The organism is Streptococcus sp. AS14, assembly GCF_000286495.1.
GTDB classification, from domain to species: domain Bacteria; phylum Bacillota; class Bacilli; order Lactobacillales; family Streptococcaceae; genus Streptococcus; species Streptococcus sanguinis_P.
Window position 1 is genome coordinate 349,349 of the sequence record NZ_ALKI01000018.1, and the last position, 22,070, is coordinate 371,418.

13 protein-coding genes are annotated in these 22,070 nt (G+C 43.3%); 1 reads left to right on the forward strand and 12 read right to left on the reverse strand.

Annotation, left to right across the window (positions count from 1 at the left end; genetic code table 11):
• Nucleotides 1-40: 40 nt before the first annotated feature.
• The 11 genes from pheT to HMPREF1150_RS00355 form a co-directional block, all read right to left on the reverse strand.
• The gene (pheT, locus tag HMPREF1150_RS00405) at nucleotides 41-2,446 is read right to left on the reverse strand and encodes a phenylalanine--tRNA ligase subunit beta (RefSeq protein ID WP_009660357.1); all 2,406 of its coding nucleotides are present in this window, start codon (nucleotides 2,444-2,446) and stop codon (nucleotides 41-43) included.
• A gap of 246 nt (nucleotides 2,447-2,692) precedes the next feature.
• Complete coding sequence (locus HMPREF1150_RS00400; protein ID WP_009660486.1) at nucleotides 2,693-3,202, reverse strand: GNAT family N-acetyltransferase; 510 nt, start codon at nucleotides 3,200-3,202, stop codon at nucleotides 2,693-2,695.
• Nucleotides 3,203-3,247: 45 nt separating this feature from the next.
• Nucleotides 3,248-4,297, reverse strand: coding sequence for a phenylalanine--tRNA ligase subunit alpha (gene pheS / locus HMPREF1150_RS00395; RefSeq protein WP_009660375.1), 1,050 nt, complete (start codon nucleotides 4,295-4,297; stop codon nucleotides 3,248-3,250).
• A gap of 281 nt (nucleotides 4,298-4,578) precedes the next feature.
• A complete protein-coding gene (locus tag HMPREF1150_RS00390; RefSeq protein ID WP_009660468.1) occupies nucleotides 4,579-5,313 on the reverse strand; it encodes an ABC transporter permease in 735 nt (244 codons plus the stop codon).
• Between the two features lie 2 nt (nucleotides 5,314-5,315).
• Nucleotides 5,316-6,059, reverse strand: a complete 744-nt coding sequence (locus tag HMPREF1150_RS00385) for an ABC transporter ATP-binding protein (RefSeq protein WP_032905782.1) — start codon at nucleotides 6,057-6,059, stop codon at nucleotides 5,316-5,318.
• A gap of 220 nt (nucleotides 6,060-6,279) precedes the next feature.
• Entirely contained in the window at nucleotides 6,280-6,510 is a 231-nt protein-coding gene (locus HMPREF1150_RS00380; RefSeq protein ID WP_004187353.1) for an AbrB/MazE/SpoVT family DNA-binding domain-containing protein, read from the reverse strand.
• A 180-nt stretch (nucleotides 6,511-6,690) separates the two neighbouring features.
• Nucleotides 6,691-7,698: a tryptophan ABC transporter substrate-binding protein gene (gene trpX / locus HMPREF1150_RS00375; protein WP_009660316.1), complete on the reverse strand. Its 1,008-nt coding sequence runs from the start codon at nucleotides 7,696-7,698 to the stop codon at nucleotides 6,691-6,693.
• A 425-nt stretch (nucleotides 7,699-8,123) separates the two neighbouring features.
• Nucleotides 8,124-9,308 carry an ABC transporter permease subunit gene (locus HMPREF1150_RS00370; protein ID WP_009660523.1) on the reverse strand — a complete coding sequence of 395 codons (1,185 nt, stop codon included), beginning with the start codon at nucleotides 9,306-9,308 and terminating at the stop codon, nucleotides 8,124-8,126.
• On the reverse strand, nucleotides 9,292-10,176 hold the full coding sequence (locus tag HMPREF1150_RS00365; RefSeq protein ID WP_009660496.1) for an ABC transporter ATP-binding protein: 885 nt from the start codon (nucleotides 10,174-10,176) through the stop codon (nucleotides 9,292-9,294). Before HMPREF1150_RS00365 ends, HMPREF1150_RS00370 begins: the two co-directional genes overlap by 17 nt.
• A complete protein-coding gene (locus HMPREF1150_RS00360; protein ID WP_009660438.1) occupies nucleotides 10,160-10,909 on the reverse strand; it encodes a hypothetical protein in 750 nt (249 codons plus the stop codon). The genes HMPREF1150_RS00365 and HMPREF1150_RS00360 overlap by 17 nt, the downstream gene beginning before the upstream one ends.
• Nucleotides 10,890-11,450 (reverse strand): RNA polymerase sigma factor, encoded by a 561-nt coding sequence (locus HMPREF1150_RS00355; RefSeq protein ID WP_009660270.1) that lies wholly within the window; start codon nucleotides 11,448-11,450, stop codon nucleotides 10,890-10,892. Before HMPREF1150_RS00355 ends, HMPREF1150_RS00360 begins: the two co-directional genes overlap by 20 nt.
• A gap of 158 nt (nucleotides 11,451-11,608) precedes the next feature.
• On the opposite strand from HMPREF1150_RS00355, the gene fbpA reads away from it, so the two are divergent.
• Nucleotides 11,609-13,258, forward strand: coding sequence for an Rqc2 family fibronectin-binding protein FbpA (fbpA, locus tag HMPREF1150_RS00350; RefSeq protein ID WP_009660458.1), 1,650 nt, complete (start codon nucleotides 11,609-11,611; stop codon nucleotides 13,256-13,258).
• A gap of 186 nt (nucleotides 13,259-13,444) precedes the next feature.
• On the opposite strand, the gene HMPREF1150_RS00345 is transcribed toward fbpA, so the two are convergent.
• Nucleotides 13,445-22,060 carry a CshA/CshB family fibrillar adhesin-related protein gene (locus HMPREF1150_RS00345; protein WP_009660513.1) on the reverse strand — a complete coding sequence of 2,872 codons (8,616 nt, stop codon included), beginning with the start codon at nucleotides 22,058-22,060 and terminating at the stop codon, nucleotides 13,445-13,447.
• Nucleotides 22,061-22,070: the final 10 nt, after the last annotated feature.

A 22,070-nucleotide genomic window follows, 5' to 3' on the forward strand; every position in this document is an offset into this window, starting at 1 on the left:
TAAAAAAGCAGCCTGCAAAGACTGCTTCTTTTATTCACTTCTAACGTACTTCTGCGCCGAGTTTTTCGGTCAGGGATTTTTCTATTTTTTCCATATATTTAGCCACTTCTTCATCGGTCAGGCTGGCTTCTGGATTTTGGAAAGTCAGGCTGTAAGCCATAGATTTGAGGCCGACACCCAGCTTGTCACCAGAGAAGATATCAAAGAGCTTAATATCGGTCAAGCGCTTGATACCAGCTGCTAGGATTGCATCAAGGACCTCTTGGTGCGTGATTTCAGCCTTGAGCAAGAGGGCCACATCACGGCTGACAGCTGGGAATTTAGTGATTTCTGTAAATGGCTGTGCTGGCTGAAGCTGCTCTTCGATAGCAGACAGATTGAGCTCAGCCACATAAGTTTCAGGAATATCGTAAGCCTTGGCTGTCGCAGGATGGACTTGGCCGACAAACCCGACAGGCTGGCCATTGATAGAGATTAAAGCAGTCCGACCAGGATGCAAACTCTTAATCTGGTTGCTAGCCGCGTATTCAGCTGTTAAGCCCAACTTAGCAAAGAGTGCTTCCACAACACCCTTAGCATAGAAGAAATCAACTGCTACTGGCTTGGTCTGGAAGTCTTTTTCATTAACCAGACCTGTCAAAGCAAAGGCAAAGCTATTGATTTCATTTGGCAGTTCTTCCTTAGGATTGCCAGTCTGCTCAAAGATTTTTCCAATCTCATAGAGAGCTAGATTCTTATTCTTACGAGCTACATTGTAGGCTAGGGAGTCCAAAATGCCGGAAACCATGTTCTGACGAAGAACAGAGCGCTCCACTGTCATCGGCCACATGAGCTCAGTCAAGTTGCTAGGATTGAGAGTGAACTCAACCGCCTTTTCTGGCGTCGTCAAAGCGTAGGTGATGATTTCTGTCAGTCCAGCTCCCTCTGCTAAGGTCCGTACTCGACGGCGCAGTTGTTGCGTTGCAGTCAATTCACCAGCAGTTCCGTCATCTTTTGGCAGGCTAGCTGGCAATTTGTCATAGCCGTAAATACGAGCAATTTCTTCATAAAGATCTGCTTCAATTGAAATATCCCAGCGCCGGCGAGGCACGCTGACAGTGAACTGTTCAGCATTTCCTGACAAGCCAAAGCCAAGTCTGCGGAAGACATCCACAATATCTGTATAAAGCAAGTCTGTTCCCAAAACTCGGTTGACATCCGCAAGACTGGACACCACTTCTACATCGCTAGTATCCAAGCTGCCAGCGGATACAATCCCAGCCTGAACAGTCGCTCCTGCCAAGTCCGCAATCATGCTTGCTGCCGCATCCAAAGCTTCATTAACAGTTGCTACATTGATGCCTTTTTCAAAGCGGGAAGATGATTCCGAGCGCAGGTTAAGGCGACCGCTGGTCTTGCGAATTGATTTTCCACCAAAAACAGCTGCCTCCAGAACAACACGAGTGGACTGGCCAGAGATTTCTGTTGCTTGACCACCCATAACACCAGCCAGTGCAACTGGCTTATCCGCCACAGTGATGACTAAATCGCTGGCTTCCAGCTCGCGCTCTTCGCCGTCCAGCGTTACCAGTTTTTCACCAGCACGCGCTTCCCGCACGACAATCTGGTCACCCTCAAACGTATCCAGATCAAAGGCATGCATGGGCTGACCAAAGTAGAGCAGAATATAGTTGGTCACATCCACTACATTGTTAATCGGACGGATTCCTTCGTTCATGAGGAGATTTTGCAGCCACTGAGGACTTGGGGCAATAGTGACATTTTCCAAAATACGAGCTGCGTAGTAAGAGGCTTTCTCTGTCTCAAGGGCAACTGAAAGGCTGTCAGCTGCTTGCTTTTCATTTTCCACCAGCAGAAAATCTTTGAAATGTACTGACTTATCATAAATCGCAGCCACTTCATGAGCCACCCCACTCATAGACAGAGCATCAGCCCGGTTTGGTGTGATAGAAAGCTCGATAATCTCATCGTCCAGGTCCAGATAAGAGAAGACTTCCTCACCTGGCACTGCTTCCTCAGGTAGGATTTGAATGCCATCCGCAAATTCCTTTGGCACGACAGAATCAGAAATGCCCAGCTCACCGAGAGAGCAGATCATGCCCAGTGACTCCAAGCCACGGATTTTTCCTTTTTTAATCTTATAATTGTCGGCAATGCGAGCACCTGGCAAAGCCACCATAACCTTGATGCCTGCGCGAACATTTGGAGCACCACAGACAATCTGACGGTTCTCCTCTTCTCCGACATTGACTTGACAGACATGCAGGTGGGTATCTGGAACATCCTCACACGATACCACCTCACCAACAACAATTTTCGACAAGCCAGCAGCTGGTGATGTCACACCTTCCACTTCAATTCCTGTCGTTGACATTTTCTCAGCCAGCTCAGCGCTCGCCACATCAATGTCTACTAACTCTTTTAACCACTTATAACTTACTAGCATATTTAAGATACCAAGGGCGTCAAAAACGACTGAAAAATAGGAGATTTGCTAAGCATTCGACGAATGATCGCAAGTCTATCTTTTTTTCGAGTTTTTAGCCCGGGTTCAATTCCTTTCTCTATTCTATCGCTGAGGAACTTGACCGACCAAATTTTAGGGATTTGTCTGAAAGTCTGATTTCAGAAACAAATCATCTAAATTTCGAGCTTTTAGGTCGTATCATTTCCTCTCTTTAAATTTTCTTGTTTATTTTAATTTCTTGCGCAGCAGCCAGTCTGTGTCTACTGTCTCACCAGTGATATAGTCGTGCTGGCTGAATTTTTCAAAGCCGTATTTGAAGTAAAAATCTTGAGCTCTAAAATTCTTTTCCCAGACGCCGAGCCAGACCCAGTCAAAGCCTCGTTTCTCGGCTTCTTCTAAGGCAAATTCAAACATTTCCTTGCCCAATCCCTGACCATGATATGCTTTCAAAACGTAAATTCGCTGAACCTCAAAGGCCTGTGGCAGTTCTTGCTCCGTTTGAGCCTGTCCCCAGTTAAACTTGAGAAAACCAGCAATTTCACCGTCTTTGACAACAAAATAGGTCTCTGACTCAGGATCTGCCAGTTCCTTTTCGATAGTTGCAAGCGACAGCTCATTGTCAAAATAATGAGCCATATCAGCTTCCTTGATAAAAGGACCAAAGGTTTCTTGATAGGTCGCGACCTCCAACTCCCGCAGGAGGCTCGCTTCTTCTTTTTTGACTCTGACTAGCATACTGCACTCCTTTCTCAGAAAAGCTGCATCTATGAATACAGGTTTCTACTTAAACTGCTGAGAGAAACGAATATCTCCTTGGTAGAAGCCACGAATATCGTTGATACCGTAGCGAAGCATAGCTACCCGTTCTTGACCGAGACCAAAGGCAAATCCAGAATATTTCTCCGAATCAATGCCGCTCATTTCCAGCACGCGCGGATGCACCATACCCGCTCCCATAATCTCAATCCAGCCGGTCTTCTTGCAGACATTGCAGCCTGCACCGCCACACTTAAAGCAGGAAACATCCACTTCAACAGACGGCTCTGTGAATGGGAAGTAAGACGGACGCAGACGGATACTGCGGTCCTCGCCGAACATCTTCTGGACAATCAGCTGCAGCGTGCCTTGCAGGTTGGCCATGGAAATATTTTCTCCAACGACCAAGCCTTCAATTTGATGGAACTGGTGGGAGTGAGTCGCATCATCAGTATCCCGACGGAAGACACGTCCTGGTGAGATCATCTTGAGTGGCCCTTTAGAAAAGTCATGAGCGTCCATAGCTCGCGCCTGCACCGGACTGGTGTGGGTTCTGAGCAGGATCTCCTCTGTAATGTAGAAAGTGTCCTGCATATCCCGTGCAGGGTGGTCCTTAGGCAGATTCATCCGCTCAAAGTTGTAATAGTCCTTTTCCACTTCAAAGCCGTCCACGACCTGATAGCCCATCCCGATGAAAATATCTTCAATTTCTTCACTAGTCTGGCTAAGAATATGACGGTTCCCTACTGGAATTCGACGGCCTGGTAGAGTCACATCCAAGGATTCCTCAGCCAGTTTCAGAGCTACTAATTGCTCTTCCATCTCTTGAGCAGTCTTTTCAAAGGCTGCTGTCAGAATATCACGCGCTTCATTGACGTGCTTCCCGATAATCGGTCGCATTTCAGCTGAGATATCCTTCATCCCTTTCAGGACTTCAGTCAGCGAACCTTTCTTACCCAAGACAGCTACACGCAAATCCTGCAGTTCCTTTTGATTCTCCGCCTTGAGTTGCTTGAGAGAAGCTAGAGTCTCTTCACGCAGGCTTTTTAGTTGTTCTTCAATCGTTTTCGTCATTTTCCCTCCAAAATAAAAAGCGCGCCAATCTCCATAAGCGGAGCGTTGACACGCGGTACCATCCGTTTTTTATCTGGCAAGCCAGACCTTACTTATCAATCCTAGAGCAAGTGAATTCGCCTAGCTTTCATCTAGAGAGCTTTCAGTCGCTGGCTCCCCTCCCTGTTAAACTTCCCCTAGGTTACTGGTCTTGCGGATTGCTATTCAGTTATATTTCATTCTAACAGATTTCTAAACATTTCGCAAGCTAATCCAGCTGAATTCTAGATTGAACTAAACCTCTACCCTTTCATCCTCTTTTTGAAAATCCAGACAGAAGGGATAAAGAATAGGAAAGCATAGAGCAAAACCCAGAACAGATGTGGCAAAAGTGAATTTAAATCTTGAGCCAATGCCAACTGAACAGCCTTTGCTGCATGGGCAAATGGCAAGGAATTGCAAAATGCTTCAAAACCACCTCCTATCATCTCAATCGGAAGCACTGCTCCACTGAGAAAAACCGTGGCATTGATAAGAATAGTTCCAAAACCACTGACTGCATTACTGCTAGAGAAAGCTGAGCCTAAAAGCAAGCCCAATGAAATAAAGAGCAGAGCTACTGGAATCAAAACCAAGAGGGCGTAAAAAGTTCCCAGATTTAAGGATAAGCCAAAAATCATTGCAGTTGCAAAACTAGCTATGCCCTGTAAAAGAGCTAGAGGCAGAACTGGAATTGAATACCCTAAGATATAATCCACACTTCTAAGCGGTGTAGATAGCAGCCGCATAAGAAAAGAGCTATTGCGGTCCGTGGCCATTAAACTACCAACAAAAATAGTTAGCCAGGAAGCACCAAACACCATCATACTTGGGGCAAAATTTTCAATGGAAAATATAGCTGGCATCCCTTTGAGGCTCTGTTTCATAAGGGACAGGGCGATAATCAGAAAGACAGGAAAACCAATTCCCATCAGACTGCTGACATAATCACGCATGATTTCTTTGAAATTGCGCTTTGCAAAAATGAAGGCTCTCATGCTCATTCTCCTCCTTCCGTATAGGACAAAAAGGCCTCTTCAAAATCCTTCTTACCAGAAGCTTGGATAATTTCCTCGGCTGTTCCCAAGATCTGCACCACTCCCTTATCCATAATGCAAAGTCGGTCGGCCAAAGCCTCGGCTTCTTCTAGATAATGGGTGGTCAGAATCACTGTAACTTTTCCCTTTAGTTGCTCAATATTCTTCCATAACTCCCTTCTAGCCCGTACATCCAGCCCCAAGGTCGGTTCGTCCAGAAACAAAATCTTGGGCTGACTGATTAGAGCCATTGCAATACTGAGCTTGCGCTGCCAGCCACCTGACAGGGACTTGGCTCGTTCATCCTGTCTATCCGTCAGGTCAAATGTCTCCATCAGATACTCTGTCTTTTGCGCCGCTTCTTCCTTAGAAAATCCATATAAACGAGCAATCATCTCCAGATTTTCCCTGACTGTCAGCTTGGGAGCAACAGCTGTTTCCTGAGGTGAAACATTAATCATTTCCTTGATAGCATCTTCCTCCTTGCGAATGCTATGACCTAGCATTAGGGCATCTCCTGCTGTCGGCTCAACTAGACAGGACAGCATCTTAATCGTTGTTGTCTTCCCCGCACCATTAGAACCCAGCATGGCAAAGAATTCACCCTCTTCAATTTTTAGATTCAAACCATCAACAACCGTCTTTGATCCGTATTCCTTGGTCAAATCTTGCATCTCAACTGCATACATAAGGACATCTCCTTTCATCAGATATGAGGAACTAAAAAACGAAATGTAATTTAAAGATATGAGTTTAACATCTAAAGTTAATCACAACTTACTCATTTAGCTAAAAACTGAGCTATTCTAACTCAATCTCGAAAGAGTTTGGTATAAGTTGTATAACTTCTTATACTTATTATACACCCATTCATTAGTAGTAGCAAATAAAAGCAAAAGAAAAAATCTGCTTAAGCAGATTCCGATTTTATAAATCACTTTTTGAACTTTTGTCTCCATTGAAGGTCTGATTAAATAGATCTTCATAGAGTTCGTAACGCTGGATGGCAATGCCTTGCTGGGCATCTGCAAAGAGGACCAGAGCATCCCCAGGTTGAATTTCAAACATATCTCTCACTTCTTTGGGAATGACAATCTGCCCCTTGGGACCAACCTTGACCGATCCCATATAGCGGTTTTTTTGAATATCTTCTTCCATTCTTTCTTGACTAACTCCCTTTCCGCTTCTATCTCTTCGTAAAATCTACTGGAGCAAACTGCACTTCATTTGCTCTTCTCATTCACTTGAGCTAATTCTATTATACAACTGCGAGAAAGGTTTTACAAGAAGAGACTATCGAGAAAAAGAAGTCTGTCAAACAACAGACTCCCTTTCTTTCTATTTAATCACTTGTCCTGCTTCTTTCAGAACATCTTCTGGAACAGTAATGCCAAGTTCTTTGGCATTTTTGGTATTAATAACAGATTTACCTGTATCGAAAATATCTACTGCAGTATCAGCAGGTTTAGCACCTTTAAGGATTTTAGCTGCCATTTTACCAGTCGCAACACCTAGGTCATACTGGTCTACAACGACAGAGGCAAGACTTCCTTCTTCTACCATGGCTGTCGCACTCGGATAAATTGGTTTCTTAGCTTCTTTATTGCTGGACACAACTGTCGCAAAAGCTGACGCAATGGTATTGTCAATTGGAATCCAGATAGCATCAACCTTGCCAGTCATGACATTCATGGTTGAAGCAATTTCATTGGTCGAAGGAACAGAGTATTCCTCTACCTTGTAGCCTGCCTCTTCAGCCAATTTTTTGAACTCTTCTACCTGAGCTTTGGAGTTATCTTCACTGCTAGAGTAGAGCGCACCGATAGTTTTGACATCTGGAGTCAATTTTTTAATCAGCTCTAGCTGTTGCTTAGCTGGATTGCGGTCAGAGACACCAGTGATATTGCCACCTGGCTTGTCCAGATTTTTCACTAGGTTTGCTCCGACCGGATCTGTGATAGCTCCCATGACGATAGGCTTGTCCTTAGTAGCTGCAGCCAGTCCTTGAGCAGATGGAGTCGCAATCCCAATCAGCACATCGTTGTCATTGGAAACCAGCTGCTTACTCATAGTAGAGACCTTACTCTGATCGCCCTCAGCATTCATAAAGTCAATCTTAATCTTGTCGCCCTTATAGCCTTCCTCAGCCAGACCATCCTGGATCCCTTTGTAAATCAAATCCAGCGAAGGATGGCTGACATACTGCAGCACGCCAACCTTGACTGTCTGACTGTCACTACTAGTCTTAGTAGTATTGCCTTTGCTGTTCAAGCCGGAATAGACAATTCCACCGATTGCCAAAACGGCCAAAAGGCCTAAGATAGTTACTAATCGTTTGTTTTTCATGTTCTTTCTCCATTTCTATGTTTTATATTTTTTCTGTTTAATCCCTAGGGACGCCATCGTTTAAACATAGGCAATTCTCCTTGTTTTTTTATAATAAGCAACAAAAAACCTCACACAGGTACTCTGTGTGAGGGCGTAAATCGCGGTGCCACCTCAATTATGGAAAATAGCAAATATTCCCCATGTCTCTATCTTGTCATCAAACAAGCTGCACTGTAAGGTGTGCCCACCGAATTCTTATTGTTTCAAATTCATTTTATCCATTAGCCCAATTTCGTAAAGATTTGTTGCTCATTTCCACCAACCACAAGCTCGCTAAAAACAAATGCATCTACTACTTTTCTAATTTCCTATATTTTAAGTTTTTCCTGAAAAGATGTCAAGACCTTTTTGAAAATTTTTATAAAATGTTCGGATTTGACTACTCAAGCAAATTTCCAATTTTTAGCATGGAAATAAGATATTATCTCCAATGCAAAAGCCAAACCGATTAGAAAACTAAAAACGAAGAGACTATTTATGATAAAATCTTGAAAAAAATATTCCTTATTCGAAGCAAACAGTCCTAATAGTTTTCCCACTGACTGCTGATTGATTGGAAAAAGATAAAGTAGTTTTTGAGCAAGTCCTTCTCGAAAAATCTGAGCTAAAAAATAAGGCAACAAATAAAGACTAATAGAAAATGACAAGACAGACAAAGGAGAGTTCAGCAGAGAGGACATCAATAATGTAACTCCCGCTGTAAAAAGAAGCCCTGTAAATTGTAAGCACAAAAACCAAAAGTAAACTTGTAGATGATTCCACTCCAATGGAAAACTGAATAACCCCAAATCTAAGTTAGTCTGAATACTAGAACTCCATCCACTAGTATCATACATACTAGAAAATACAAAATAAGTGACCATTTGGAAAACTATAAATAGTACAATAGTCAAGAGAAAAGCCACTCCAATCTTGGCTTTTATTAGTCTATTGCGTCCATATTTAGTTGTCAGCAATACTTGATTCATATTTTTTGCCTTATCGTCTGAAAAAATCAGAGAACAAACTAAAATGACTAGAACAGAAACTAAAATGGAAACATTTCCCTGAACTTTATATAAATCAAGCCAAGGAGCATAATTACCAATTTTTAGAGGTTTACCAAACTCTTTAAAACCAAGGTCTTTAATGCTGCGTACTTCTATGTCTTCAATCGTCAGCATTTTTCCTTTTTTCACACGCTCCATCTGTTTTTCATAAAGATGACGAGCATCTTTGACGAATACGTTGCTTATCTGTTCTGTAAAGAGATAAAATGGGTGAAAAAGCCAAGGTTCTCCTTTTTCTTTCCAACTTCCATCATCAGAAAGTTCTCTCTCTTGAAATTTTTTGAGATCGTCTGCTATAATCCCTCGAATTTTATCATCTGTAAACTCCCCTCTATAACTCTGTTCAATATCTTTGGAATAGCCATGCGCAACATTATCTCTCGCTGCAAATTGATACTGAGAATAATGATAGCCTATGAAAAAAATACCAGCAAGTAGAAATAAACTTGCAACTAAACTTCCCAAAATCGTTTTGTTCTTTAAAATTTTTTGAAATTCAAATCTAGTAAGTGTCTTCATCCTGCATCTCCTCTCTAAAATAATAGAGATACAAATCTTCTAAAGTTGGGCTAACCAAGGAAGCCTTCAAGATTGGAGCTTGTTCAGAAACAATTCTCATCACGATATGTTGACCATCCTGGCGGCGATTGCTCACAAGAAAAGTCTCTTCTAATTTATTAGCCTCACATTCTGTTACTTCACATTCCCAAACCTTGTCAGATATTTCAGAAACTAATTGATTAACCGTTCCTCTATCTCGTAAACGCCCATTTTTTAAAATCAAAATTTCGTCAGCGATACTTTCGACATCTGATACAATATGGGTCGATAAAAGAATGATTTTTTCCTTTGATAAACTACTTAATAACTTTCGGAATTTAACCCGTTCTTTAGGATCTAGTCCAACTGTTGGCTCATCTAACACAAGGACTTGAGGATCGTTTAAGAGAGCTTGTGCAATTCCTAATCTCTGCTTCATTCCACCAGAAAGTTTTCTAATTTTTTTATTTTTGATAGCAGATAAGCCAACCAACTCTAATAATTCATCGCTTGTTGTAGAAGCATTTTTTCGACTCAACCCTTTTAAAGAGGCAATATAGAGTAGAAAATTTCTAGCAGTAAAGTCTCGATAATATCGAAAATCCTGAGGTAAAAAACCTAAAATATCTCTAAAATTTTCTGCTTGATTAACTATATTTTTTCCGTTAAAGAAAACAGCTCCCTGAGTAGGCTTCATGAGACCACAAATAATCCGAAAAAGCGTCGTCTTTCCTGATCCATTCGAACCTAAAAGTCCGTAAAGTCCTGGTTTTAATGAAATGGAAACATAATCTAATACCAACTTGTTTCCATATTCTTTTTTTATGTTTTTAAGACTGAGTTCCATTCCACATTCCTCCTGCTGTCAATTTTTTTAATTGTTTAAAGAACAAAAGTACGAGAATCAAAAGAGATATTAAATAAGTTAGGAACCAATAAATAACAGCCATACGATAAGGATTGAATAGATTCAAAGCTACAAATAGAATTAAAAGAGCCATACCCAAAACGAACCATGCACTACGATGATTGCCAGAATTTCTCCAACGAGAGAGAGAATAAAACAAAACAATACAAACAATATTATAGGGGACTAACAAATACAGTAACATACTAAAAAAAGAAAATCCAAAGAGTAAGTTTGTTAATATAGAAAAGCTCAGAACAATCAGAAAATCAATAAAGCCAAAAATAAAGAGTTTCACTAATACATGCTGGCGTAAATCGTACTTGAAAGTTTGCTCTAATTCCCACATTCCAGATGTAAAACTTTTAAATAATTCCTCCATAAAGAAAAGTAGAGAGATTATTAGCAATCCTGTTAAATTTTTTATTAGAGTATAAACGAGACCGAGCGGATTGTTTAATATAACTAATAAGCTGATTCCCAATACTGCGAACTGAATCAACCAAGTTTTTAAACTAATAAACCGAATAGTAAAAAGAGCCAATTCCAGATAAGAAATCATCTTTTTCTGACTTTTCAGATGAGCAACACCGAGTAAAAGAACCTCTTTTTTTCTAGATTCATCAACTTCTAATTGATAATTTTTTAAACGTTCAATAACTTTTTTCGTCATAAGCAAATGCCTCTTTATCTAAGAACTTTGACAGTTTTACAAGCCCTTGATGAATTCGGGACTGAGCAGTTGGAACACCTACACCTGTAATCTTTGCAATATCCTTAACCTTTAAATCATGGTAATATCTCAAAATAATAGCCTCTCTTTGAGAATTTGACAACTGATTTAAGGCGTGCTGAATTACCTTATTTTCTTCGTTAACTACTAAATTTGTCATACCATCGCTTTCGTGAGAAGATAAAACACTTTCGTTGAATTCAACTTTTTCTATTTCTTTCTTTTTATAATGGTTATTACAATGATGAACAGCAATTGTGAATAGATAATTATGAAATTTCCCTGTAAAACGATAGTTTTTGATATTTTCTATCACTTTAAGAAAAATATCTTGCGTCAAATCTGCTGCTAACTGGACATTACCATAACATCTGCGTACACAGTAAAAATAGATAGAGTGATAATACTTCTCAATCACCCTTTCCCACGCATTTTGGTCTCCATTTTTTATCTTTTGAATTAAAATATAATCTTCAAACATTCTAGCTCCATCTATATTTAAATTCCTTCTCACTACTATATTAACAATTTTTATATAAAAATCATTTAATTTTTTAAAAATTTTTTGTCAAAAAATTTAGAAGCTTTTAGCTTGGTTTTTTGTTATAATTTTCTTTAGCAACTTTCAAGGAGAAAAACATGTCTTTCGACGGATTTTTTTTACACCACATGACTGAGGAGCTCCGCCACGAATTAGTGGGCGGCCGCATCCAGAAGATTAATCAGCCCTTTGAACAGGAGCTGGTTTTACAAATTCGTAGTAATCGTAAAAGCCATAAGCTACTCCTATCAGCCCACTCTGTCTTTGGGCGCGTCCAGCTGACAGAGACCACGTTTGAAAATCCAGCTGTTCCCAACACCTTTATCATGGTGATGCGCAAATACCTGCAGGGCGCTGTTATTGAAGCAATCCAGCAGGTAGAGAATGACCGGATTTTGGAAATCAGTGTTTCGAATAAGAATGAAATCGGTGACAGCGTGGCTGTGACTCTGGTCATCGAAATTATGGGCAAGCACAGCAATATCATTCTCTTGGATAAGGCTAGCGGTAAGATTATTGAAGCCATCAAACATGTAGGATTTTCTCAGAATAGCTATCGAACGATCCTGCCTGGCTCAACCTATGTCGCACCGCCTCAGACAGGCAGTCTCAATCCTTTCGCTGTGGGTGATGAAAAGCTCTTTGAAATCTTACATACTGAAGACTTAGAGCCCAAACGCCTGCAGCAGATTTTTCAGGGATTGGGCCGAGATACGGCTACTGAGCTCAGTGGCCGTCTGACAGCTGACAAGCTCAAAACTTTCCGTGCATTTTTTGCCAGTCCAACTCAGCCAAGCCTGACCGAAAAATCCTTCTCTGCTCTGCTATTTTCCGACAGCAAGACCCAAATGTCCACGCTATCCGAGCTTTTGGACACTTTCTATAAGGACAAGGCTGAGCGAGATCGAGTCAACCAGCAGGCTAGCGAACTGATTCGTCGAGTAGAAAATGAGTTGGAAAAGAACCGAAAAAAGCTGGTCAAGCAAGAGGAAGAACTTCTAGCAACGGAGAATGCAGAGGAATTCCGTCAAAAAGGGGAGCTCTTAACTACCTTTCTCCATCAGGTACCTAACGATCAGGACCAGGTTGAGTTGGATAATTACTATACAGGTGAGAAGATTATTATCTCGCTTGACAAGGCCCTAACCCCCAACCAAAATGCCCAGCGCTATTTCAAACGTTACCAGAAGCTCAAGGAAGCCGTCAAACATCTGACCAGCTTGATTGAGGAGACTCGGGCTACGATTCTCTACCTAGAGAGCGTGGAAACTGCCCTTGCTCAGGCCAGCCTGACTGAAATTGCAGAAATTCGGGAGGAACTAATCCAGACTGGCTTTATCCGCCGACGCCAAAGAGAGAAAATCCAGAAAAGACAGAAACCGGAGAAATATTTGGCAACAGATGGCCAAACTATTATCCTAGTTGGACGCAATAATCTACAAAATGACGAGCTGACGTTTAAGATGGCCAAGAAGGACGAGCTTTGGTTTCACGCCAAGGATATTCCAGGTAGTCATGTGGTGATTACTGGCAACCTCCAACCTAGCGATGAAGTCAAGACAGACGCTGCCGAGTTAGCAGCCTATTTTTCCAAAGCCAGACTCTCCAATCTGGTCCAAGTAGATATGATTGAGACTAGAAAGCTCAACAAACCAACCGGTGGAAAGCCAGGATTTGTCACCTATACGGGCCAGAAAACCTTGCGCGTCACACCAGATGAAGAAAAGATTAAGAGTATGAAGATGTAAAGTCACACTCTATAACTATGAAACAGACTTAGGAACAGGACAGTTATTAGACAGCTGAAGCTTTCTATTCTTTCTATTAATTCCAACAATTTTTTGATAACAAAACAGGTAGAACATAAGTTCTACCTGTTTTTGAGCTTTTCCGAAATTCTTCTAATTTATTAACGGAATTTCTTCAAGCCTATGTTAGTCTTCAGACTTTTTCTTTCTCTTGTCTAAGCCAAACAGTCCCAAACCTGATACTCCCGCAAGTAAACTTGCTGCCAAGTATGAAGTTTCTTCTGTACCTGTCTTAGGAAGGGATTTTGCACCCTCGCTCTTAGAAAGAGATGGAGGGGCAGGCGTAATCGTCCGCTCCGGCTGAACAGGATTTTCTGTCACAGTCGGAACGTAAACCGCTGAAATAGTCTGACCATTACGGTCTTTGCGAATCACTGTCACACCATCAGCTTGACCGACAAAGCCAGTTTCCGGTACAAAGGTCACAGTACCATCTGGAGCAATCGTGTAAGTACCTTGGCCTGGAACGACCTTTTCGGTGCTGCCATTCTCAAAGGTTGGCGGAACTGTTGGATCCACGTCTCCTTCAAAGATTGGTTTACCAGTCTGCGGCTGGCCTTTGAGACCGGTGCTGCTGGTATCTTCTGTGGCAGTAGTCCCCAAGACAGTTGGGATGTAAGTAGCCGTCACAGCATTGCCATAAATATCTGAACGCTTCACGACAACTCCGCGAGCAGTTCCGACAAAGTCTGCTTCCGGTACAAAGGTCACTGCTCCCAGCATATTGAACCTGTAAGTTCCCTCACCTGGGACAACCATTTCTGTGCTGCCGTCCGCAAAGGTCGGTGCTACTGCCTGGTCAATCGCCCCTTCAAAAGTTGGCGTGCCCGTTTGAGCTTGGCCCTTGCGGCCACTGGATACACTGTCCTTGCTAGTTGATGGTTCAACTACGGTCGGAATATAGCGAGCTGTCACTGAGGTGCCATTCTTATCACGACGGACAAGGGTCACACCAGTACCCTGACCAAGGAAACCAGCTTCTGGAGTGAAAGTGACTGTCCCATCTGGTGCGATAGTATACGTTCCCTGACCTGGAATGGTCTTTTCCTTACTGCCATCTTCGAAGCTTGGTGCAATCGTCTCATCAATTGAAACCAGTGGATCACCTGCTTCGAAGACAGGTTTGCCAGTCTGAACATGCCCCTTGATATTTATAGATGTGGTATCTTTACCAGTCGGAGTTACCTTAGTATACTCTGGACTGTATGTCGCTATCACTGGTGTACCGTTCTTATCCACTCGCTTCACTGTTATTGGATCTGGCTTGCCTACAAACTGCTTGTCTGGAGTGAAGCTCACTGCCCCATCTGGAGCAATGGTGTAAGTTCCCTGACCTGGAATGGTCTTTTCTTTACTTCCATCTGCGAAGGTAGGCTCTACTGAGTCATCAATTGGAACCAGTGGATCACCACCTTGGAAAGTTGGAGTACCTGTTTGTGGAACACCCTGAGGACCTGTGCTCGTCGCATTGGCACCTGTAGGAATCACTTCTTTCACTACCGCTTGGTACTTGACGGTAACAGCGGTGCCATTGGCATCCGTACGAGTCAATTCGAGTTCTGGTGTTTCACCCTTGAACTGTTTATCTGGGGTAAAGGTTACCTTGCCATTTGCATCCACTTCGAACTTACCGACATTCGGTACTTCTTTGACAGAAGAACCATTGTCAAATAACGGAGTCGAACCAGCCGGGAATGGAACAGAGTCATGGCCTGGGGTGAAGGTGACTTTTCCTTCTTGAACCTGACCCTGCAGGCCTTCTGTCTTCTCACCAGTTCCTGTAGGAATCACTTTCGTAAACTCTGGACTGTAGGTCGCTGTCACTGGTATGCCGTTCTTGTCAACACGTTTCACAATTACTGAATCCGGCTTACCTACAAACTGCTTGTCTGGAGTGAAAGTCACTGCGCCATCTGGAGTGATGGTGTAAGTGCCCTGGCCTGGAATCTTCTTCTCCTTACTTCCATCTTCGAAGGTTGGCTCTACTGAGCCATCAATTGGAACCAGTGGATCGCCGCCTGCGAAGGTCGGTGTGCCAGTTTGAGGGACACCTTGAGGACCGGTGCTTGTTGCATTGGTGCTGGTTGGCGTAACCTTAGTGAACTCTGGACTGTAAGAAGCAGTCACAGGGGTGCCATTCTTATCAACACGTTTCACAGTCACTGGATCTGGTTTTCCTACAAATTTCTTCTCCGGAGTGAAGGCCACTGCGCCATCTGGAGTAATGGTGTACGTTCCTTGACCTGGAATGGTTTTCTTCTTGCTGCCATCTTCGAAGGTTGGCTCCACTGTTTCATCAATCGGAACCAGTGGGTCACCACCCGCAAAAGTTGGAGTGCCAGTTTGCGGAAGACCCTGAGGACCAGTGCTGGTCGCATTGGTACCTGTAGGAATCACTTCCTTCACCAATGCTTGGTACTTGACGTTGATAGGAGTACCATTAGCATCAGTCCGAGTTAATTCAAGTTCCGGCGTTTCACCCTTGAATTGTTTATCTGGAGTGAAAGTAACCTTACCATCTGCATCCACTTCGAACTTACCGACATTTAGCACTTCTTTAACTGCTAAACCATTATCAAACAGTGGAGTTGAGCCTGCTGGGAATGGAACGGAATCATGGCCTGGAGTGAAGATAACATGACCTTCTTGAACCTGACCTTGCAAGCCTTCTGTCTTATCACCAGTACCAGTTGGAATTACTTTAGTGAACTCTGGACTGTATGTTGCGGTTACTGGCGTGCCATTCTTATCGACGCGTTTTACAGAGATTGGATTCGGTTTACCTACAAATTGCTTGTCTGGCGTGAAAGTCACTGCGCCATCTGGAGCAATCGTGTATGTTCCTTGACCTGGAATAGTCTTCTCCTTACTTCCATCTCCGAAAGTTGGCTCAACTGTTTCATCAATTGGAACTAGTGGATCACCACCCGCAAAGGTTGGAATGCCAGTTTGAGGGACACCTTGAGGACCTGTGCTAGTCGCATTGGTGCTGATTGGAGTTACCTTGGTAACGGTCGGTGTATAAGTAGCAGTAACTTCAGTACCATTCTTATCAACACGTTTCACAGTCACTGGTGTTGGTGTACCAATATACTGTTTCTCTGGAGTAAAGGTGACAGAACCATCTGAGTTAATTGTGTATACCCCTACTCCTGGAACGGTCTTATTAGACTGACCGTCTTCGAAGGTTATTGGACTATCCATGTCAATCGGAACAGCAGAGTCGCCAGGAGTGAAAGTAGGCGTCCCCTTTTGTGGTTGACCTTGAATGCCAGTCGATTCAGCATTGGTGCCAGTTGGGGTTACTTTGGTAACTTCTGGGGTATAAGTAGCCGTTATTTCTGTGCCGTTAACATCGACTCGTTTAACCCTAACAGGTGTAGCCTTGCCAGTGAATTGCTTATCTGGAGTGAAGGTAATGGAACCATCTGAATTAATGGTATAAGTTCCTTGATTAGCCACTACCAAAGTATCAGTCCCATTTTCAAAGGTCATTGGCTTGGTCATATCAATTGGAACTGCTTGGTCACCTGGGCTGAAAGTTGGCTTACCACTTTGCGGTTGACCTTGAAGGCCGGTTGATTCAGCATTGGTGCTAGTAGGCATTACCCGTGTTACCGTTGGCGTATAGGTAGCAGTCACTTCTGTTCCGTTTTTATCTACACGTTTAACAGTAACTGAAGCTGGGGTCCCCACATACTGTTTGTCTGGGGTAAAGGTGATAGTACCATCTGAGTTGATGGTATATTCCCCTACTCCTTGAACCGTCTTCTTAGGTTGACCATCTTCAAATGTCATTGGAGAATCCATATCAATCGGAACAAGTGGATCACCACCTTGGAAGCTTGGGCTACCTGTTTGCGGAACGCCCTGAGGACCTGTGCTAGTCACGTCGGTTCCTCTTGGAATCACTTCTTTCACCACTGCTTGGTATTTGACTGTAACAGGGGTACCATTGGCATCGGTGCGAGTCAATTCAAGTTCTGGTGTCTCCCCCTTAAACTGCTTGTCTGGCGTGAAGGTCACTTTACCATTTGCATCTACTTCAAACTTACCGACATTCTGTACTTCTTTCACTACAGAACCATTGTCGAACAGCGGAGTCGAATCTTCTGGGAACGGAACAGAGTCGTGCCCTGGGGTGAAGGTCACTTTACCTTCTTGAACTTGACCTTGCAGGCCTTCTGTCTTGTTTCCAACACCAGTTGGCTTTACAGCCGTTACTGTTGCTTGATATTTTGCCTTAGCAAGGGTACCGTTGACATCTGCACGACTGACTTCAATTTCTGGCGTTTTACCTACGAATGTCTTAACCGGTGTAAAGGTAATATTACCATCAATATCCACTTCAAACTTGCCAACATTTTCAATTTCTTTCACATTAGTACCAGTGTCAAAAACTGGGGAATTATCTGCTGAAAAACCAACTTCTGGTCTTCCGGCTTCAAAAGTAATCTTACCATTCTGAACCAATCCTTGTGGACCTTCAGTCTGATCGCCAGTTGCGTTTGGAATAACTTCTTCAACAGTAGGAGTGTATTTAGCTGTTACTTCGGTTCCATTCACATCTACACATTTGACCGTGACTGGTGTTGCCTTACCAGTAAATTTCTTCTCTGGCTTAAAGGTGATGGAACCATCTGAATTAATGGTATAAGTTCCTTGATTAGCTACTACCAATGTGTCAGTCCCATTTTCAAAGGTCATGGGCTTGGCCATATCGATTGGGACTGCTTGGTCACCTGGGGTAAAGATCGGCTTGCCGCTTTGTGGTTGTCCTTGCAGGCCTGTTGACTCAGCATTGGTGCTAGTTGGTGTGACCCGTGTTACCGTTGGCGTGTAAGTAGCAGTAACTTCAGTGCCATTCGTATCTACACGTTTAACTGTAACTGGTGTTGGTGTGCCCACATATTGCTTTTCTGGAGTGAAAGTAATCGAACCATCTGACTCAATGACATAAGTACCGACCTTGTCTACCTTCTTAGTTGTTTGATTATCTTCAAAGGTCATTGGTTGGGCTATATCAATCGGCACAGCTTTGTCACCCGCAGTGAAAGTAGGTGTACCTGATTGTGGTAGACCTTGAAGACCAGTGCTAGTCGCATTGATACCTGTAGGAACCACTTCTTTCACCACTGCTTGGTATTTGACTGTAACAGGAGTGCCATTCACATCTGCTCGAATCAATGTCAGCTCAGGAGTGGTTCCCTTAAACTGCTTGTCTGGCGTGAAAGTAACCTTACCATTAGCATCCACTTCAAATTTACCAACGGTTGGAATCTCTTTTACAGTCAAACCATTGTCAAAGAGCGGAGTTGTTTCAGCTGGGAATGGTACAGAGGCATGACCTGGGGTGAAGATAACATGACCTTCTTGAACCTGACCTTGCAATCCTTCTGTCTTATCACCAGTACCAGTCGGAGTTACCTTGGTAACAGTTGGCGTATAGGTTGCTCTTACTTCTGTGCCATTTTCGTCAACTCGTTTGACCGTCACCGCGGCTGGGGTACCCACATATTTCTTATCTGGAGTAAAGGTAATAGATCCATCTGAATTGATGGTGTATTCTCCCACGCCCGCAACAATCTTCTTAGGTTGATCATTGTCAAAGGTCATTTGCTTGTTATAGTCAATTGGGACCGCTGGGTCGCCTTCCTTGAAGACCGGCGTTCCTGTTTGTGGCACCCCTTGAGGACCTGATGAAGTAGCAGATGTGCTGGTTGGTGTGACCTTGGTCACGTTAGGTGTATAGATAGCAGTCACTTCTGTGCCGTTGGCATCTACGCGTTTAACCGTAACTGGTGTCGCCTTGCCAGTGAATTGCTTAAGCGGCTTGAAGGTAATGGTATCATCTGAATTGATAGTATAAGTTCCTTCATTGGCTATTTCCAAGGTATCCGTCCCATTTTCAAAAGTCATGGCTTTGCTCATGTCAATTGGGATTTGTTGGTCACCTGCAGTGAAAGTTGGCTTACCACTTTGTGCTTGACCTTGAAGACCAGTTGATTCAGCATTGGTACTTCTTGGCGTTACTTGGGTTACCTTAGGTTGATAACGTGCTCGGTGTGCTTTACCGTCGGTATCACTGACTTGAACTACCACTGGGTCTGGCGTGCCATAAAAAGTCTTGATAGGCTTGAAGGTCACTTGGCCGGTATTTGGATCCAATTCATAGGTTCCCACTTGCTGGCCATTGGCCATGGCAGGCACCGTATTTTCTGTTACCAGTCGTCCATTCGCATCCACAAAGCTAGCCGGACGAGTAGCTTCTGGCATGACAGGGGTCGTATTCGCATCATCATCATTAAAGACTAGCGTTTTATTTTGTTCCAGTCCCTGAAGACCACTTGATTCGTAGTTTGGAATCTTACGGACTGTTGGCACATAACGGCCGTCCATGTTATTCAACTGATCATTTTTATTAGGGTCAGAAGCATCCGTCGAAGTCCAACCAGTCGAGGTGCCATTGCTGTCAGTCCAACGAATATTAATTCCGTCAGCAGTTCCAGAAAAGGCAGCATTTGGTGTGAAGGCAACTTGCACGTCATTGTCCTTGATGGTCAAGCGATAGGTCCCTTCTGGACGAATATAGTTGCCATCAACGGCTGTCAGAACTTGGCCTTGCTTATCCAAAACCTGAGGCGCTTGGGTGCTCATAACTGCATTGATACTATCGTCTGAGCGATCCGTTCCTTTAGGTGTGAAGTGAAGGACAGCAGTTTGAGTCTCACCTGTAAAGCCGTCCGTAGTCTGCTTCTCCCCCTTAGGAGGATAAATGCGGTGTAAGAGCATATCTTCTACTTCACCACTAAAGGCAATACCGGTTGGTTGTTCAATATCACCTTTATTAGTCGCAATTCGGAAACGCATACCCAATTTGTCCACTTGGCCACCAATAATATTTGGGTTGGCATTGAAGGTCAAGGTATAGTCACCAGCAGCTGTAATCTCTTGTAGGTTGCTACCTTCGCTTTCATTAAAGACTCCATCATTATTGAAGTCTATCCATGCCTTGACATAAGATTTAGCATTGCCATTTGGGTTAGCTTTGATTTTAATTGTGTAAGTTCCATTTTTTGCTTTGTCTAAATCAAGCAAATCATTAGAAGCACTTAATTGATCGTCCGCTAGTAATTGGCTTGCCCCCTCGTCCTTGTGTTCCTTTTTATCATCCAGAACCCAATTATTAGCTGTATCAACATCAATGTCTGCTGGAGTAGTCCCTAAGTAAGGCTGATTAATTAACTTACCAGTCAGAGAATCACGACCTGAAATGGTATGGAAGGCTTCGCCATAAGTCGCTGGCGCATCACTGCCATCCACCACTAAGAATCCCATCATCATAGCCTGTTGCCCAGATGATGCTACATAGAAACCTACTTCAGATGCCCCACGCGTCATCACCACAGGAACCGTCCGTTCGTTAGAGCGGTTTGGCCCAAAGACCTGAGTCCCCAAGCCACCTGTCACTGTATCCGGACTGAGGTATTTATACCAGTCTACGCTTGTATCTCTTAAGATTAAGAGACCTCTTCTCTTTACATTTTCATCATCCAACATTTGCTTGGTAATAACGGTATAGGCTTCTTTGGCAGTACTCTTATTCTTCCATTCACCGAGATATTCCCATCCTTCTCCGTTAGTAGTGAAGATAGCAAATTCACCTGGGTTGGCGTCTTCACCATCAGCCATAACCACCGTAGGGGCTACGCGCTTGCCTAGATAGGTAGCTTCAATTTGGAATTTTACTCCCCAGTTGGTTGAGTTCTCTGGGTAAACCAGCTGGGTCTTTCGTCCTTGCGTATTGAACCCTTGATCACGGATGGAAGTCCATTGATTCTGAATAGCTCCTGTCACCGAAGGAGGGGTTTGGCCATACTTCGCTGCAGACTTTAAATATCCATTCTGAGCATTTGGGTCATAAGTATTTGCTGTCGGTGTTCCTTCAACCCGTTTTCTATAAGTTTCAGTCGAGTTAAAAGGTTTAAGCTCAGTGACCGTCAGGGTTACTTCATAGCCCGGTGAAATTTCCTTTTTGAAGGTAGTTCCTACTTGGAGTCCGCCTCGTGAATCCAATCCTTTCCAACTTGCAGTATCCGAAAAATCAAGCCAAGTAATCTGTTTGGCTAATTGGGTACTATCTTTCTTGACAGATTCCTCCAAGCTTGGTTTAGGTACTCGTGGCGTAGAGGTAGCATCATCTGCCCCAGCTGGTCCAGTACCTATCGTAACTCCTGTTGTTACGCTGTTCTGTTGTCCAGTAGGTGTAGCATCCCGTCTCACACGACGAGAGCGATTAGGCTGAGATACATCTGCTATTGCTTCTGACTTTTCAGCCACGACAGCCGCGTTAGATATTTCTGGGTGAACAGTGATTGGTTGAGTATTCTCAACTGGTTTAGTTGCTGTAGATTCAGTAGATTCTCCAACTTTCTCAGACTCTGAGCTTCTGGGACTAGGATTATCATCTGATTGAGGAATCTCAGTAGCAAAAGCAAGTGCTGAACTTTCTTTTGCTTGTATATGTTCAGAAGCAACAGTTTCAGCAGAATTCACTGATGATTCGGCTATTCCTGTTTGCGAAACTTCGTTTTGGACACCAGAATCACTAGCTTCGTCAGCACTAACTTGTGCCGCTGCTCCCAAAAGAAGCAGGGTTGACAAGAGCACAGAACAAACACCGACGTTTAGTTTTCGAATCGAAAACTTACGCAGGTGAGGATTAAATAAATCTTTTCCCATAATAATCTCC

Coding starts and splice junctions, on each gene's coding strand:
- pheT (WP_009660357.1), bottom strand. CDS start 2,446: ATGCTAGTAAGTTATAAGTGGTTAAAAGAGTTAGTAGACATTGATGTG.
- HMPREF1150_RS00400 (WP_009660486.1), bottom strand. CDS start 3,202: ATGCTAGTCAGAGTCAAAAAAGAAGAAGCGAGCCTCCTGCGGGAGTTG.
- pheS (WP_009660375.1), bottom strand. CDS start 4,297: ATGACGAAAACGATTGAAGAACAACTAAAAAGCCTGCGTGAAGAGACT.
- HMPREF1150_RS00390 (WP_009660468.1), bottom strand. CDS start 5,313: ATGAGAGCCTTCATTTTTGCAAAGCGCAATTTCAAAGAAATCATGCGT.
- HMPREF1150_RS00385 (WP_032905782.1), bottom strand. CDS start 6,059: ATGAAAGGAGATGTCCTTATGTATGCAGTTGAGATGCAAGATTTGACC.
- HMPREF1150_RS00380 (WP_004187353.1), bottom strand. CDS start 6,510: ATGGAAGAAGATATTCAAAAAAACCGCTATATGGGATCGGTCAAGGTT.
- trpX (WP_009660316.1), bottom strand. CDS start 7,698: ATGAAAAACAAACGATTAGTAACTATCTTAGGCCTTTTGGCCGTTTTG.
- HMPREF1150_RS00370 (WP_009660523.1), bottom strand. CDS start 9,308: ATGAAGACACTTACTAGATTTGAATTTCAAAAAATTTTAAAGAACAAA.
- HMPREF1150_RS00365 (WP_009660496.1), bottom strand. CDS start 10,176: ATGGAACTCAGTCTTAAAAACATAAAAAAAGAATATGGAAACAAGTTG.
- HMPREF1150_RS00360 (WP_009660438.1), bottom strand. CDS start 10,909: ATGACGAAAAAAGTTATTGAACGTTTAAAAAATTATCAATTAGAAGTT.
- HMPREF1150_RS00355 (WP_009660270.1), bottom strand. CDS start 11,450: ATGTTTGAAGATTATATTTTAATTCAAAAGATAAAAAATGGAGACCAA.
- fbpA (WP_009660458.1), top strand. CDS start 11,609: ATGTCTTTCGACGGATTTTTTTTACACCACATGACTGAGGAGCTCCGC.
- HMPREF1150_RS00345 (WP_009660513.1), bottom strand. CDS start 22,060: ATGGGAAAAGATTTATTTAATCCTCACCTGCGTAAGTTTTCGATTCGA.